Raw genomic sequence first — 15,660 nt, forward strand, 5'->3', positions numbered from 1 at the left:
CACTTAAATTTATGAATCTACCTGATTATTTGATCTTATCGAATGCTTGTTGTAGATCCGCTTTGATATCATCAATATGCTCAATCCCTACAGAAAGGCGCAATAATCCCGGGAATACACCCGCATTTGCCTGATCTGCATCACTTAACTGTTGGTGAGTCGTTGCAGCAGGGTGGATAATCAATGATTTGGTATCACCAACGTTGGCCAGATGGCTGATAAGTTCCAGACTGTCGATAAAAGCATTTGCCTTTTGAGCGGCATCACCTTTCAACTGGAAGGAAAGGACAGCGCCATAACCGTTTTTGAGATATTTTTGCGCATTGGCAAAGCTTGGTGAACTTTTTAATCCTGGATAATTTACTTTCTCTACCTGCGGATGAGCTTCTAGCCATTTGGCGACCTCTAGGGTATTGTCTACATGGCGTTGTACACGTAACGACAGGGTTTCAAGCCCTTGCAGTAATAAGAATGAATTGAATGGCGAAAGCGCCGGACCAAAATCCCGTAGACCTTCAACACGGGCGCGGATAGCAAACTGAATATTACCCAAAGGCCCCTTTTCCCCAAATACTTCTGAGAAGACCAAGCCGTGGTAGCCTTCGGACGGTTCCGAGAATTGTGGATATTTTCCATTGCCCCAATTGTAATTTCCACCATCCACAATGACACCGCCAATACTTGTGCCATGACCGCCGATCCATTTTGTTGCGGATTCAACGACAACATGTGCGCCATATTCCAAGGGTTTGAATAGATAGCCTCCAGCTCCGAAAGTATTGTCGACAATTAAGGGTAAATCATATTTTTTGGCTACAGCCGCAATTTTTTCAAAGTCAGGTATATTGAAACTCGGATTTCCGATAGTTTCTACATAAATCGCTTTGGTCTTATCGTCAATAAGTGCTTCAATTTTATCGGCTTCAGCATCCGTCGCAAAACGGGCTTCAATGCCAAGACGTTTGAATGCAACCTTAAACTGATTGAATGTACCACCGTATAAATTAGAGCCCGCTACGAAATTATCTCCGTTTTCAAGAATATTATTTAATGCGATAAATTGTGCCGCCTGACCCGAAGCAACAGCTAATGCTGCAACCCCGCCTTCCAATGCTGCGATACGTTGCTCAAAAACATCTGTTGTGGGATTCATGATCCGTGTATAGATATTACCAAATTGTTTCAGTGCAAATAGGTTGGCTCCATGTTCGGCATTCTCAAATACAAATGAAGATGTTTGGTATATAGGTACTGCTCTGGATCCCGTGGTAGGATCTGCCACTTGGCCGGCATGAACTTGTAGCGTTTCGAATTTTAGATTTTTGTTGGAAGACATAATATATCAGATTTTAAGGGTTCAAAAAAAATGTTGACAAAGAGATAAAAGAAAGCATACACACCTGTTTAAAAGGTCTGTTAATATCGTAATCCGGGAAAGGGGAAAATGATGCTTAACAAGTTGGAAGGTGCGTATGCTCGCGCATTCGCATAGACATGGCATTGCTATGTATCGCCTCTTTACCTGTTAGCTGGTTTGTCTGAAACAAACCTAAATTGTTGATGGTTTTCTGTAATGTAATAATCATTGTCTTATTTCATTTATATGCTCCAAAACGATATTGCTTTGGACAGGATTTGGCACCTTTTCAACCAAATTGAAGGTTGCCAGTGGGTCATTGAGCCAGTCTCTCGCCACTTCTTTATAAATCAAGACCTGCTGATTAAGGAAGGTGTTGATTAGAAATCTTCATCTGAAGACATTGCAAATATAAACTTCTTTTCTATTAATGCAAAAGAAAAACAATTTTTTAAATCAAACTATTGTGTAAATACATATTCCCAACAGCCTAGGGAAATATAGGCTGGGTTGAAAATCTTGTGGTTATCTGTCTCTCAGATCCGGAGTAGCAGCTTATTTTTTGCTGCGTGCGATATGCTCCGCAATTTGATCCAGATCTGTTAATAAAGGTTTTAACTCGTCTATTCTGACGTAGATGTCGTTGTGCAGGACTTGCGGATTCTTTTTACTGATGGAGATGGAAAGTCCGACCAAGTGTGAATTGATCCGATAGGAGAGTGCCTGAAAATGGTGTATGTGTGACCAGTCGATCCATTTATGTTCAGGCTCTTTCTTCATCTGGTTGATGGCATCTGAAAATAAGGCCATTGCTGTTTGGGCCTTTTTACGCGCTAACCGGATGTCAAAGGAGCTCTGTAGATTGTCGGAGAGACGTTGGTTGATTATCTGGAAGTAATGCTGGTTATAGCTTGCAACCTCCTTTGCCAGGTAGACCAGACCTGAACTTTGACGCACCGGGATAAGGAAGTATCCTGCAATCGCTAGAAAAGCACCTACCAAAGTAAAAACCATACGGCTGCCCAAAATAAGATTGATATTACCTTCAAATAAGTTCAGGGCAATGACCACAGCCAATGTAATAAAAACAACACTGACCATATAATTGGAGCGGTTGAATAAAAAGAATCCGAAAAGCCCGATTGCCGATAAGCTCAGTAGTAAGGGGATACTTTCCAAAAATGTCAGACATAAAATACCGATCAAGATACCCGAAAATGTCCCTACAATTCGCTCGATATTTCGGGTTTTGGTCATTGAGAACGCCGGTCTGGCGACAATTGCAATAGTGAGCAAGATCCAATAGGTATATTTGAAATCCAGGAACAGGATACCGATCAACGCACCCACACCAAAAAGTAAAGCCATACGGAGCGCAAAGCGAAACAATGGATTTTTAAGATGAAGTTTATTTTTGATCTCCCCCAGACTGCCCAACGGTCGGTTGATAAATTGTTGGTATTCTTCGGTACCAATCTTATCCTGAATTTCCTGATTTTGATAAAAAGCAATTTGGATTCGTTGAAGCACCTCAAGAATGGATTCCATGTTGGCAATAATAGAAAGTAGTATGGGGCCTGCTTGACCGGTTTGCTGTAGCTGGATATTTTTCAGCTCAGTCAGGCATTCATTCAGTTTAATTGTATTGTAATACAATTGTTGTGCATAACGAAACCGTTTATGTGGCTGTGAAAAGCTATCAATTTCTAGGGCCAACAACTTTATTGCGCGGCGGATTACAGGGAGGCTGCCCGTGTCCGCAAGATTTTTACGAATGGCGTCATAATCATGGTCAAGGGCGATAATAAGCTCGTGTAGATCAATTAGGCCATAAACCTGACTCAGCCAATAATTACTCTTAGGCCATTGATGGCCGATAATTTTTTTTTCCCGGAATAGCAGTGAACGGATCTGTTCTTGCTGTTCGCTGATCTGACCGTGGATTTTCCCAACGCGACTGTAGGTAATATCCAGCGGGATGCTCGGGTCATAGGATTGGGCACGGATCAGTAAGAATTGAGATAAACCCTGAAAGCCATTTGCCATCGCGTGCTTCAAGGAACGGTAGGGTTTTATATAAGCCTGTAATAGGCTGAACAAATAGTATATCGTTGCTCCAGTTGTGATTTGCAGTCCGACCGCCAAGGGTTGTTTTGGTGCCAGACCGATGATAAAACTCATTAAGATCAAGGTCATGTTGCCGATCGCAGCATACCGCGGGCCGAACAGGCCATACAAGGTAAAGCTGAATCCGGCTAAACCAAGGAGAATAACCAAGGGCCAGTGAAAAGGGAATAAATAAGCGGTAAGAAATGAGGCAACAAAGAATGTCGGAATGCAGAGCAATGCAGAGGATAATTTATCCTTACGGTTACCTGGAGGATCAGTCAAGGTCGTCAATAAAGAGCCTACTCCAATTCCTATGGCGGTGCTTGCCGGAACCCCTAATAAATAGATGGCTAAACTTGGTAAAATACTGATGGATACATTGCGCAAGGCATCACCACTGTGTTCACCTTGGATAAATCGCATGACTTGGTTATAAATACAGTAGAATCTTTTCTTTAATGATACGATGCCCATCAATCAGTTTACTAATTTTCGCTGCAAAAATACGAATATTATGCTTAATATTTTATAGATACATTTTATTTATTTTGAATATGATTGTTTTTATGAATTTTTATTTTGAAACAAGTCATGTTTGAAGCATTGTTTTAAGCGCATGCTTAATTAGCGGCGCCATGGGCTGAGCTTGGAGATGGCGCAGTTTTTTTTGAAAAATTGCAGTAAGCTATCTTATTGTATGGATAAAATTTGGTTTACCGAAGTAATTTGCTGTTCTACCGATTGTTTTTGGTTATCTATCTATTAACACTGGTCAAGGTGTAATGAAAACCCGAGGTTTGTTGTCATCGTTTAGAAAATGCGTGTTGACTCCCTAATTGATGATATAAAGATTTACATGATGAAACCACAGAAAAATAAATTGTTGCTATTGTCCCTAATGATCATGCTCGTTGCTCCTTGGGCAGCAGTTTCTGCACAATCGGTAGGTGGGAAGCTCCATACCGTTGTTGTTGGTCAGGATGACCTCCCCCTTGGCGCCGCCAGTATTTCACTATTGCGTAGTCCTGGCGATATTCCGTTGAAAGGGACGTTGTCGAAAGAAAACGGCGGTATTGAATTTGTGGAAGTTCCTCATGGTATATATGTGATGCAAGTTTCAGCAGTAGGTTACACAACCTACCGCTCTACTGAAATCGCATTAAAGGCGGGGGCGATCATGTCGTTGGATACCATTCGCCTGCAAGCGGAAACACGAGTTTTGGGTGAGGCTCAGGTCGTTGGCAAGAAACCCCTAATTGAAAGTCAAATTGACAAGATTGTCCTCAATGTAGAGAATAGTGTACTGGCAACCGGAAACAACGCGTTGGAACTTCTACAAAAGGTGCCCGGTGTGACTTTGGACAATAAAAAAATCAACCTGCGCGGTAAAAGTAATGTGATTATTATGATCGATGGAAAGCCTACTTATCTCTCTGCGGATGAAGTTTCCAGACTGTTGGAAAATACGGCGTCCAATTCAATCGCTTCGATTGAAGTCCTTACCAATCCGCCGGCGAAATATGACGCCGCTGGAAACGCTGGTATTATCAATATCAAAACCAAAAAAAATACACAATTCGGCAGTAACGTTAGCTTGAACTTCAATCTGGGACAGGGAAAATATACAAAAGGTGATGGTGGTTTTTTACTCAACCATCGCAATAATTGGGTAAATCTGTTTGCTTCCTATAATTACCAGAATAGTTTGGGCTTTAATGATTTAACGATCGATCGTTCTGTCAGGGATTCAACCGGGACAACCTATTTCAATTCGGATTCTTATTCGAAATTTCGTTATCGCGGACATAATTTTAAATTCGCTGCGGATTTTAACCTTAGCAAACAAGATGTGCTTGGCTTTGTCGTCAATGGTAACGTGAGCAATGGTAATTCTACACGGCAGGGAGATAATTTAATTGCTTCGGAAAAAGGTAAATTGGACTCTGTGGTACAGGGAAGCAACTTTTCGGAATTTACCTATCACTATCTGGCTTACAACCTCAATTACAAAAAGACATTCGATACATTGGGAACTGAACTGACAGCGAATGCAGATTATTCCTATTCTAAAAATAACGATAATAGCACCGTGAAAAACCGTTTCTTAGATTCAAATTGGACGGAATTTAAAATGCCGAAGGTTTTTCGAAATGACATGTTGTCCAATTCCAAAATTTTAGTTTTCAAAACAGATTTTGTCCACCCCTTTGACAAAACAACAAAACTCGAAGCAGGGTTGAAATACAGTCGCGTGAAAACAGATAACAACCTGATCTATGAGGATCAAAACTTGGCGGGAGAGTTTGTGCTAAATACAAAACAAAGCAATCAGTTCCTGTATAACGAAAACATCGCAGCGGCATATTTTACGCTGAATAAGTCCTTTGGAAAGTTTTCTGTACAAGCCGGACTCCGTGTTGAAAATACCAGTTCATTGGGCAATTCAGTAACCTTAGGACAGCAGACAAAACGCAATTATACGGATTTCTTTCCAACGGTATTTATACAACAACAGATCAATGATAATCATAAACTTGGTCTAAGCTATAGCCGAAGGATAGACCGCCCGGATTATGGTGCGTTGAATCCTTTTATCTACTACCTGGATCAATATACCTATCAATACGGTAATCCTTATTTAAATCCACAATATACCAACTCCTATGAGCTGAATTATACCTTTAAGGAACGTTATTTGTTGAGCCTTGGCTATAAGAGAACCAATGATGCAATCACGCAGGTCATAGAGAGCAATTCGGAAACCAAGGCCATCGCACAGACGGATCGGAACCTGACCTATTTCGATTATTATCATATGAACATCAATGTACCGGTTAAAGTGCTTAAAGGATGGACTACTTCCAACAACTTGACCGCGTTTTATAGCAAATATAATTTTGACGAGCGCTCAGGCGCTCAGCGTCAGCTGGAAAAGTTATCTTTTCAGGTGAGCTCCAATCATGATATCCGTATCGGTGAGACAACCAATGTGGAACTGACAGCCAATTATTTCTCTCCGGCTGTCTATGGTGTCTTTAGTTTTCAATCTTATTATGGGATCGATCTCGGAGCAGGGAAAAATTTTCTTGATAAAAAGCTGAATGTGAAGCTGGCCCTGAATGATATCTTGAATACCAGAGGACAACGGAGATTATCAAGTTCGCAGGAGAATGGCTATTATCGCATTCGCAACGGATATGATAGTAGAGTTATCCGGCTTTCGCTTTCTTACCGTTTTGGAAACGTCAATATCAAATCGGTTGATAAGAGAGCGGGGAATAACGATGAGGATAATCGCTTAAAGAAATAACTGTTTCATAAAAGGGGGAGGCGTTTAAATCAACTGCCCTTGTATAAAAAGAAGAAGAGCATTCCTGCAGGAATGCTCTTCTTCTTTTTATATATAAGCGAAATTAGCTTAAGAATAAGATCTCTCTCAATTTTGGAAGAGGCCATTTTTTATCGTCAACGATTTTTTCCAATTTGTTGACATGGTAACGGATCACATCAAAATATGGTTTTACTAGTTCATCATAAGCGATTGAACGTTCACGTACATCCTCGATTTGGTTTGCTTTTTTACGTTCTTGGCGCATGGCTTCAGCTTGTTCCAAGATTGTGTTTACATGTGTGGAGATACGTTCTACGAAATTCAATTGTGAGCTAAATGCTGCTTGAGCCAGACCTAAGTCTTTCAGGCCTTTCACATTTTCGATCAATTCGTTTTGGTAGGTGAAACATGCAGGAGCAATCTGATTATTAACCATCTCTTCGATCACACGAGCCTCGATTTGAAGTTTTTTGTAGAAGTTCTCCAACAAGATTTCATGACGAGCTTCGGATTCGCGTTTTGTATAGATACCTAAGGATTCAAATAAAGCCAAAGACTCTTCTTTTACATAGACATCTAGAGCCTTAGGAGTTGATTTAATGTTGGAAAGACCGCGTGCTTCCGCTTCTTTTTCCCACTCTTCGCTGTATCCATTTCCTTCAAAACGGATTGCTTTTGAATCTTTTATATATTTACGGACAACATTTAAGATCGCAAGATCTTTTTTCGTGCCTTTTTTGATTTGCTTGTCTACCTCTGCTTTGAATTCGATCAATTGTGCAGCAACGATGGCATTTAATATCGTCATTGGTAGGGCAGAGTTTGCTGAAGAACCCACGGCGCGGAACTCAAACTTATTACCAGTGAATGCGAAAGGTGAAGTACGGTTACGGTCCGTGTTATCCAATTTCAATTCTGGAACTTTAGGGATACCGTGCCACAAGTTTGCTTCAGCTTTAACTTTCTTGGCTACACGAGCTGATTCTACTTCTTCCAATAATTCGTCTAATTGAGAACCTAAGAAGATCGAGATAATTGCCGGTGGCGCTTCGTTAGCACCTAAACGGTGGTCGTTGCTTGCGCTTGCAATAGATGCACGCATTAAATCAGCATTTTCAAAAACCGCTTTGATGGTATTGACAAAGAATGTCAAGAACATCAGGTTATTTTTAGGCGTTTTGCCTGGAGACAATAGGTTGACACCAGTATTGGTAATCAAAGACCAGTTGTTGTGTTTTCCAGAACCGTTTACACCAGAATATGGTTTTTCATGTAATAATACTTTGAAGTTGTGTCTCAAAGCAACTTGCTCCATGACGTTCATCAACAATTGATTGTGGTCAATTGCCAAGTTGATCTCTTCGTACATTGGTGCACACTCAAACTGCGATGGTGCCACCTCATTGTGACGCGTTTTTAATGGAATACCTAATTTCAACGCTTCATTTTCCAGATCAACCATGTATGCTAATACACGCTCTGGAATCGCACCGAAATAATGGTCTTCCAATTGTTGGCCTTTGGCTGACATGTGACCGAATAAAGTACGTCCAGTCAATTGAAGGTCAGGGCGGGCATTGTATAAAGAAAGGTCAACTAGAAAATACTCTTGCTCGATACCAAGAGAAGCGTTTACTTTCGTGATAGATTTGTCAAAATATTGTGCCACTTCGGTTGCAGCTTTATCAACGGCATTGATTGCTTTTAATAGAGGTGCTTTATAATCTAATGATTCACCCGTATAGGAAACAAATACTGTAGGGATACAGAGTGTTTTGCCGGCACCGGTTTCGTAGATAAATGCTGGTGACGAAGGATCCCAGGCAGTATAGCCACGCGCTTCGAAAGTGTTACGGATACCGCCATTTGGGAAGGATGAAGCATCTGGTTCTTGTTGAACCAAAGCGTCAGCAGTGAATTTTTCGATTGCTTCACCATTTTCATCCGGCTCGAAAAATGCATCGTGTTTTTCAGCTGTCGAACCAGTCAAAGGTTGAAACCAATGTGTATAGTGGGAAACGCCATGATTAAGTGCCCAAGTTTTCATTGCCTGAGAAATGTGCTCAGCTAGATCTCTTGAAATAATCTGTCCCTCTTCAATGGATGCAACTAACTCCTTGTATGAGTTTTTAGGAAGGTAGTCTTTCATTTTGTTTACGGAAAAAACGTTCTTTCCGTAGATGTCAGTTGCTTTTTTAGTTTCAACTTTTTCAAATTGTGCAATCTGGCGTGAGCCCGCTGCCTCTACTGCTTTGAATCTTAGGTTCGACATTTGTATTTTATAATTAAATTACAGTTTTGTTGATTTTGTTTTTCAAAAATATTGTGTTTTTACGGAAAACTGAAATTTTTTTTGATTTTTTTTGAAAAATATGTATTTGACAATGGTTTTTGGTTAAAAAAAATGGGTCGATTTTTATAAATCGACCCATTTTGAGTATTTTTAGTTGTAATCCAATCCCCAGTCTATTCCTTTTAAGGTGGCTGGCACTCCTTTCTTCAGCCAATTTGCTGCAGGAGCTCCTTTTAGATAGTGATCGAAGAACTGCTGTTCGCGTATCTGTATATCTTTTCTGTTTTGTCGTTGAATCAAATTATGTTCATCGCCATTATAGTTCAACATCCAGACCGGTTTGTTTAACCGGCGTAAAGCAGTAAACATTTCGATACCTTGGTACCATGGCACAGCACCATCATTATCATTGGCCATAATAACAACAGGTGTATTTACCTTGTTCATATGAAACAGGGGTGAATTCTCGATATAGAGTTCGGGCGCCTCCCATAGGGTTTTTCCGATACGGCTTTGTGTATGCTCGTACTGGAATTGACGTGACATACCCGACTGCCAACGTATTCCTCCATAAGCGGAAGTCATATTGACTACTGGTGCTCCGGTCCATGCTGCAGCATACATATTGGTGCGTGTGATCAGGTGAGCTACTTGATAGCCGCCCCAGCTTTGTCCCTGGATACCCATTTTGGTGCTGTCTACCCAGGAATTTTGTGCTAAATAACGCATGCCCGAATTGATATATTCCTCTGCAGATTTTCCAGGATGCCCAGTTTCGTAACTTATATTTGGCGCAAAGACCAAATACTCGTTGCTCACGAAATAAGGGATATTGAGCCGCGAAGGAGTAGGAGCAGGCGGCTGATAGGTATATAGGCCATCCGACAGCTTTTCATAGAAATAAGCAATGATCGGGTATTTTTTTGCAGGGTCAAAATTTTCGGGTTTATAAAGAATGCCTTCCGCCTGATGGCCTGCAGGTGTGGTCCAATGCACAAGCTCGGCAGTACCCCAGTTATAGTTTGCTTGTTGTTTGTTAATATCGGACAGTTGCAGTTCATCTTTGAACTTTATACTATTGATATAAACGTTGGGCGAATTGCTATAGTCTTCCTTACTATAAAGGATCGTTTGTTGATCCGCAGAAGCATTTATATTTCTAAATGTTTTTGGTTCAACAAAAAGGCTTTTAGGATCATTGTGCTGCCCTTTGAATTGGTAAAAACCAGACTCTTTGGTTTTATTGTCAAATGAGGTCAAGAAGCCTCCTTTTTTGTAGTCCAGCGTCAATGGCTGATCACGGTCTTCATCACGTCTTAAAGGGAGATAACGGAATGTCGTTTGGGAAGCAGCGCCGTAACCGTTGGTGAGAATGGATTTATTGGATCCATCCAGATTAAAATACCAGATATCATAACGAGAGTTGAGATATACACCTTTGTAATCAGGACTCCAGGCCGCCATTCCGTAGGCTTGAGCGGAAGTAGGCATATCATTTTCCTCATCGGCGAAGGATGCAGGAATACCTTCATTTAAGACCACTTTTCTTTTGGAACTGACCTGGTAGGAATTCCATGTCCCTTTTTCTTCGTCGAAATAAACGACATATTTTGCATCCGGACTAAGCGCTACATTTCCCGAGAAGTTGGAAAGAACTAATTCCCGTTGACCAGTTCTTGTCGAGACCAGGTAGATATCTTCCTTTGTGCCACCTTTCCATTGGCTTTCAATCCTTTTGCCAAAATCTGTACGGGCCAATATATATTCTGCATTTCCATCAGGTGTCAGGGCTGTAGAATTAAAAGTTTCATCTGTCAACGGAATAACGTTACGATTATTTTTGGGATAGGTAACTGCCAGGAAATTTTTGGAAAGGTCTTTGTTCAGGTTGACCAATTGCATAGGCTGCAAGTAGTCGTCCTGCCAGCCCCAGACATCCACTTTGGCATGTTCAAAATCAACTAATGTCGTGTCTTTGACACGGGGGATAGGTGCGATACCAAAGAAAAGCTTTTCACCATTTTTGCTGAACCGGATATTTCCATCTCCGCTGACAGCCCAGTTTTTGGGAATGCCCATGCTATTTTTCGTCGCTAGGTACTGCGCAGTATCGATGCCATTGGTATAATAATAGAGGTTATAGTTTTTAACCAGTGCCTTTTCCTTGGATAGATCACCTAAGTAAGCTAGTTGATTGCCCGTTTCATCAAAACTGAAATTTTTATATTCGCCTTTGCCTGTTGATATTTTTTTTAGGTTTTTGGTGGCTATATCATATAAATAGACTCCAGATTCCTTAGAAAGGCTGTCTTTTGCGTCGGTTTTCTTTGAAAAGACCAGTTTTGTTCCATTTTTGTTCCATTCATATTGATCTACTAAGGAAAATTGGACCGAATCTCCAGAATTGAGGTTATATAACGCGAGTGTAGCAATAGCTTTCTTCTTTTTGTCGCCGCTATTTCTCTTATTTTGTGTAGAGTCTGCTGGATTTTTGGATGGCTCTGTTTTTTCGTCTGATTGTTTATCAAAGAGGAAGGAAACAAAATTGTTGTTTTGTTCTGAAACTTTATAGGATTTCACCTGTCCAAATTTGACAAGCGAAGAGCTGGTTAAATTATAGATTGCAAGAGAATCTTTCGGCAAATCCTCTGTTTTTTTCTTTTTAATTCTTGCCTCACGTGTTACGGCAAATGGCGCTTTGATTAAGCTGATCAAATGATTTTCTGTATCGGTCAGTTTTCCATTATAGCCCCGCGGGATCTGGATCAATTCTTTGTTTTCTTTCGTTTTCAGGAACAGTTGACTATCGCCTTCTTGTGGAGCCACCTGAAAGAGTACAAATTTACCGGATTTACTGATATAGGGAGATGATATGCTTTGCCAGCTATCATATACCGTATGGTCCACTGGTTTCTTTTGTGCGTGTACCGCTAAGCTCGCAAGAAAACAGAATGGAATACAGATATTTTTCTTATTCATGTTTAAATTCTTTTTGCTGCAATTTATCCATAAAAAATAAAAAAACGTTGATTTTTTGGTATATTCATTGTTACGTAAATATAAAAAACTGATTATGAAATCATCATCTATTATCGTTTCTGTTATCGTGGGCGTCGTGGTGTTGCTTACTGCATGGATCTTGGGCAGTGCATATCGATATAAATTTAAATCTACGCAGACAATTACCGTCAATGGCAATGCAAAGAAAGATTTTGAATCTGATTTAGTCAAATGGAACGCAACATTTAGTAGGAAGAACTTTGAATTAAGCGCAGCTTCGGCACAATTGGCAACAGACCGTGATCTGGTACGGGACTTTTTAGTTCAGCAGGGCGTTAAAGTCGCTGAAATTCGTTTCGAGGCCGTGAATATTGCCAAAGACTTTGAATACCATACTGATGGAAAAGGAAACGGTTATAATACATTTTCAGGCTACACCCTGTCCCAAACAGTAAGTGTGGAATCCAAGGATCTCAACAAAGTGGACAATGCTTCCAGAGAAATATCAACGTTGATTTCGAAGGGAATAGAATTGAGCTCAAGTACGCCAAATTATTATTACTCAAAACTGGAAGACCTTAAATTAGAATTGATTTCCCAGGCTTCTAAAAATGCACACCAACGTGCAGATAATATTGCCAAGGAATCGAATGCTGGATTAGGTGATTTGGTAAAAGCTGATTTGGGTATTTTTCAGATAACGGGGCAAAACGATAATGAAGAATACTCGTCGGGGGGAGCATTTAATACAACTTCACGTAAGAAAACAGCGAATATTACAGTCAAAGCGAGCTTTTTGAGTAATTAATGGAAAATTATTCGGCTGTCTTTCAGTGTGCTATTGATTTTGAGCGGAAATTTGTTGGAAAAGTTTTCTCTTTTTCAATAAAAAGCCTACTTTTGCATCATCCCAAACGGATATGCCCGGATGGCGGAATTGGTAGACGCGCTGGTCTCAAACACCAGTGGGAAACCGTGCCGGTTCGACTCCGGCTCCGGGTACAAAATCCCTCTTTACGCAAGTAGAGAGGGATTTTTTTTGAATACAGTTTCAAATACTATTAGCTATTTTATGTGTTCGGTACATCTTGCTAAGTACCCACTTCAAGTTTATATCCTTTACCTCGTATCACAACGATATTGATCTTCGGATCAGCTTCTAATTTTTTTCTAAGTTTGGATATAAACATATCCAGACTGCGCCCGACAATAACACCTTCATCTTCCCAAAGTTCTTTCTGCAGCCGGCTTCTTGTTATCATTTCATTGGGCGTGGAAGCAAAAATTAGCATTAGACGAGATTCAGTTGCTGTTAGATCTATAGTTGTTCCATTGATTGTCAATTTTCTTTCCGTAACATCAAATTCTGTAGTGCCTAATGTAAATAGTGCCATAAGCTGGGGTATAGGGAGGTTTTTTCTTGATTTTACAGATCTCATAAAAATAAATCCTACAACGGCTAAAATGGGTAGACTGCCAAACAAATATTTATTCTTTATCGTATCTATTCCTATTGGTTTGAATTTAATGTTGACTATATAACAAGCGCGAGGCTGCGTTCTTCCCTGACAGGCAATAATATCATCTTTTTTGTTTTTGGATATGGCAAATCCATAGACTACATTGGAACGGCTACAGTTGAGCACATCGACAATGTAGTCAACGGCCAAAGGGTCTTTTGCGAGCAAACTTCGGACAGTATTTACAAGGGCCTCCGGTTGAAAGTCCAGCTCATGCTCAAACTTAATCTGATATTCATTCTTCGCAACCTTTTCTATGGGGAGTACTCTTGAAGTACTGTCTCCAGATTGCAAAAGCAATTGGTGTCCGATGCTGCGAAGTAAAACTTCTCTTTTAGCGAAGTCAAAATCTTCGGTGTCAGTGCTGCTAAATGAAACGAAGATTATTCCAGTAAATAAAAGTAGCAAAGATCCATAGATATACCTGCTGCTTATTTTGGATGTTTTTTTTCGATCTAACATGCTATTTACGATTTATTTACAAAGTTTACATTTTTATTTACAATCCAAATTCCTGTACTGAAAAATACCAAAGTAATTTCGCTCTATCAACACCGATACGAAATGAAAATAAAAAAAACTGCCTTATATTTTGCGCTGGTCTTGTTAATAGTAATCTCTTATTTACACCCATCAGTCCAACAAAAAAAGCGCATTAGGTTTGTCGATGGTCAGTCCGCACCTGACAAAATCCAATTGTTTTCGAAAGCGCCTACCTAGCTTCGCATTAGCATAATAAAGGTTGAGAAAATAAATTATAAAAATACAGGAGCAGATAACTTTATGGATGTCTGTCCCTTGGTCATAAATACAAAAATCATGAAATACCTTTTATATACATTATCCATTTTATTTGTCGAGTATAGCTGCAATGCGCAGGACAAAAATACAGTAGCACAAGTAAGTAACCTTCCAGCTAAAACTAATAACACTTCCTCTCAGTATGGACCAAACAGTATCGTACGTACAATCAAACAAGATCGAAAAGGGAATATTTGGTTGGCCTCATGGGAGGGTGTTTTTCGGTATAATGGAAAATCGTTTACCAATGTAACCAATAAAGTGAGCTCAGCACGTTTTTTTTCTGTGCTAGAAGATAAAAAGGGGAACTTTTGGTTTGCTTCTATCGGTTCGGGTGTTTATTATTACGACGGGAAATCCTTTCGGAATTTTACAAGTAAGGACGGTCTTGCCAGTGACCGGGTAACAACTATTTATGAAGACAGGTTTGGTTATATTTGGTTTGGCACAGACAATGGCGTCAGTCGCTACAATGGGAATTCTTTTCAAAACTTTAAGATGAATAAAGGAACTGTTCTCAATACAGCTGATTCGGTACACGTATCAATTTATAAACAACAGCTACCAGAAAATCATACCATGCATAATGATGTGGATGCTATTGTCGAAGATCAGAGCGGAAAACTTTGGTTTGGTACCAGAGCGTATGCCTATGTATATGATGGGAAGAAATTTAAGGTTATAACTAATAACGAAGGCAAGCCTTTTGCAAATGTTAGATCAATAATCAAAGATAAAAAAGGAAATATTTGGCTTGGAGGGTATGATGGACTTTGGTGCTATGACGGTCACACATTTAGCAATTTTAGCAAGACCTTTGTCGGATATATTTATGAAGATAAAGAAGGTAATATCTTAACGAGTTCGGAAAGTGCGTTTAAGAAAAGTTGGATCCTCTCCCGATATAGCAAGGAGTCCTTGTCCAATAAGAAGCCTACCATAACCGAAATCGCAAATAAAGCAATGATATTCGGGATTTTAGAAGATGATAAACGCAATATTTGGTTTGGTTCGCTAGATGGTGTGTATGTTTACGGTGGAAGAACAATCACAAACTTTAAAGCCGAATAGAGCCTCTTTTCTCTACTTATTCTTTGCTTGTTTATTGCCGTTTCTTTGCCTTTTGTAGGCCCTTTCTTTGAGACTGTCTTGGTATTCCTTTGGTATTTCCTTGCTTATTCGTTGGTGTTTTATTGCTGTTTCTTTGGTATAATAGCAATAAAACACCAATAAAATACCAATAAAGAGG

At 39.9% G+C, this 15,660-nt stretch carries 9 protein-coding genes, 1 tRNA gene and 1 riboswitch; of the genes, 4 read left to right on the forward strand and 6 right to left on the reverse strand.

The genetic code is table 11. The features are described from left to right. Window positions 1–25: 25 nt before the first annotated feature. The 3 genes from ACK8HY_RS04385 to ACK8HY_RS04395 form a co-directional block, all read right to left on the reverse strand. Window positions 26–1,336 (reverse strand): O-acetylhomoserine aminocarboxypropyltransferase/cysteine synthase family protein, encoded by a 1,311-nt coding sequence (locus ACK8HY_RS04385; RefSeq protein WP_416132891.1) that lies wholly within the window; start codon window positions 1,334–1,336, stop codon window positions 26–28. Between the two features lie 115 nt (window positions 1,337–1,451). Continuing rightward, window positions 1,452–1,586 carry a hypothetical protein gene (locus ACK8HY_RS04390; protein ID WP_262507812.1) on the reverse strand — a complete coding sequence of 45 codons (135 nt, stop codon included), beginning with the start codon at window positions 1,584–1,586 and terminating at the stop codon, window positions 1,452–1,454. Between the two features lie 10 nt (window positions 1,587–1,596). Beyond that, window positions 1,597–1,709: riboswitch (SAM riboswitch) on the reverse strand. Window positions 1,710–1,912: 203 nt separating this feature from the next. Next, window positions 1,913–3,889 carry an FUSC family membrane protein gene (locus ACK8HY_RS04395; RefSeq protein ID WP_416132892.1) on the reverse strand — a complete coding sequence of 659 codons (1,977 nt, stop codon included), beginning with the start codon at window positions 3,887–3,889 and terminating at the stop codon, window positions 1,913–1,915. A 433-nt stretch (window positions 3,890–4,322) separates the two neighbouring features. Between ACK8HY_RS04395 and ACK8HY_RS04400 the strand changes: the two genes are divergently transcribed. Beyond that, window positions 4,323–6,776, forward strand: a complete 2,454-nt coding sequence (locus ACK8HY_RS04400) for a TonB-dependent receptor domain-containing protein (protein ID WP_416132893.1) — start codon at window positions 4,323–4,325, stop codon at window positions 6,774–6,776. 103 nt (window positions 6,777–6,879) lie between these two features. Here the strand turns inward: ACK8HY_RS04400 and ACK8HY_RS04405 are convergent, their stop codons facing one another. Both ACK8HY_RS04405 and ACK8HY_RS04410 read right to left on the reverse strand, forming a co-directional pair. Then, window positions 6,880–9,069, reverse strand: a complete 2,190-nt coding sequence (locus ACK8HY_RS04405) for a glutamine synthetase III (protein WP_077434949.1) — start codon at window positions 9,067–9,069, stop codon at window positions 6,880–6,882. A 171-nt stretch (window positions 9,070–9,240) separates the two neighbouring features. Beyond that, window positions 9,241–12,069, reverse strand: a complete 2,829-nt coding sequence (locus tag ACK8HY_RS04410) for a prolyl oligopeptidase family serine peptidase (RefSeq protein ID WP_139351065.1) — start codon at window positions 12,067–12,069, stop codon at window positions 9,241–9,243. A gap of 94 nt (window positions 12,070–12,163) precedes the next feature. Between ACK8HY_RS04410 and ACK8HY_RS04415 the strand changes: the two genes are divergently transcribed. Next, a complete protein-coding gene (locus tag ACK8HY_RS04415; RefSeq protein ID WP_077434947.1) occupies window positions 12,164–12,898 on the forward strand; it encodes an SIMPL domain-containing protein in 735 nt (244 codons plus the stop codon). Window positions 12,899–13,012: 114 nt separating this feature from the next. Next, window positions 13,013–13,092, forward strand: a tRNA-Leu gene (locus ACK8HY_RS04420). A gap of 89 nt (window positions 13,093–13,181) precedes the next feature. On the opposite strand, the gene ACK8HY_RS04425 is transcribed toward ACK8HY_RS04420, so the two are convergent. Next, the gene (locus ACK8HY_RS04425) at window positions 13,182–14,072 is read right to left on the reverse strand and encodes a winged helix-turn-helix domain-containing protein (protein WP_416132894.1); all 891 of its coding nucleotides are present in this window, start codon (window positions 14,070–14,072) and stop codon (window positions 13,182–13,184) included. Between the two features lie 357 nt (window positions 14,073–14,429). Here ACK8HY_RS04425 and ACK8HY_RS04430 point away from each other — a divergent pair, with 357 nt between their 5' ends. Further along, a complete protein-coding gene (locus tag ACK8HY_RS04430) occupies window positions 14,430–15,482 on the forward strand; it encodes a ligand-binding sensor domain-containing protein (RefSeq protein WP_416132895.1) in 1,053 nt (350 codons plus the stop codon). The last annotated feature ends 178 nt before the right edge of the window (window positions 15,483–15,660 follow it).

It is taken from the genome of Sphingobacterium sp. NGMCC 1.201703, assembly GCF_047784615.1.
Taxonomy (GTDB): domain Bacteria; phylum Bacteroidota; class Bacteroidia; order Sphingobacteriales; family Sphingobacteriaceae; genus Sphingobacterium.

Coding starts and splice junctions, on each gene's coding strand:
- ACK8HY_RS04385 (WP_416132891.1), bottom strand. CDS start 1,336: ATGTCTTCCAACAAAAATCTAAAATTCGAAACGCTACAAGTTCATGCC.
- ACK8HY_RS04405 (WP_077434949.1), bottom strand. CDS start 9,069: ATGTCGAACCTAAGATTCAAAGCAGTAGAGGCAGCGGGCTCACGCCAG.
- ACK8HY_RS04410 (WP_139351065.1), bottom strand. CDS start 12,069: ATGAATAAGAAAAATATCTGTATTCCATTCTGTTTTCTTGCGAGCTTA.
- ACK8HY_RS04400 (WP_416132893.1), top strand. CDS start 4,323: ATGATGAAACCACAGAAAAATAAATTGTTGCTATTGTCCCTAATGATC.
- ACK8HY_RS04430 (WP_416132895.1), top strand. CDS start 14,430: ATGAAATACCTTTTATATACATTATCCATTTTATTTGTCGAGTATAGC.
- ACK8HY_RS04415 (WP_077434947.1), top strand. CDS start 12,164: ATGAAATCATCATCTATTATCGTTTCTGTTATCGTGGGCGTCGTGGTG.
- ACK8HY_RS04390 (WP_262507812.1), bottom strand. CDS start 1,586: ATGATTATTACATTACAGAAAACCATCAACAATTTAGGTTTGTTTCAG.
- ACK8HY_RS04425 (WP_416132894.1), bottom strand. CDS start 14,072: ATGTTAGATCGAAAAAAAACATCCAAAATAAGCAGCAGGTATATCTAT.
- ACK8HY_RS04395 (WP_416132892.1), bottom strand. CDS start 3,889: ATGCGATTTATCCAAGGTGAACACAGTGGTGATGCCTTGCGCAATGTA.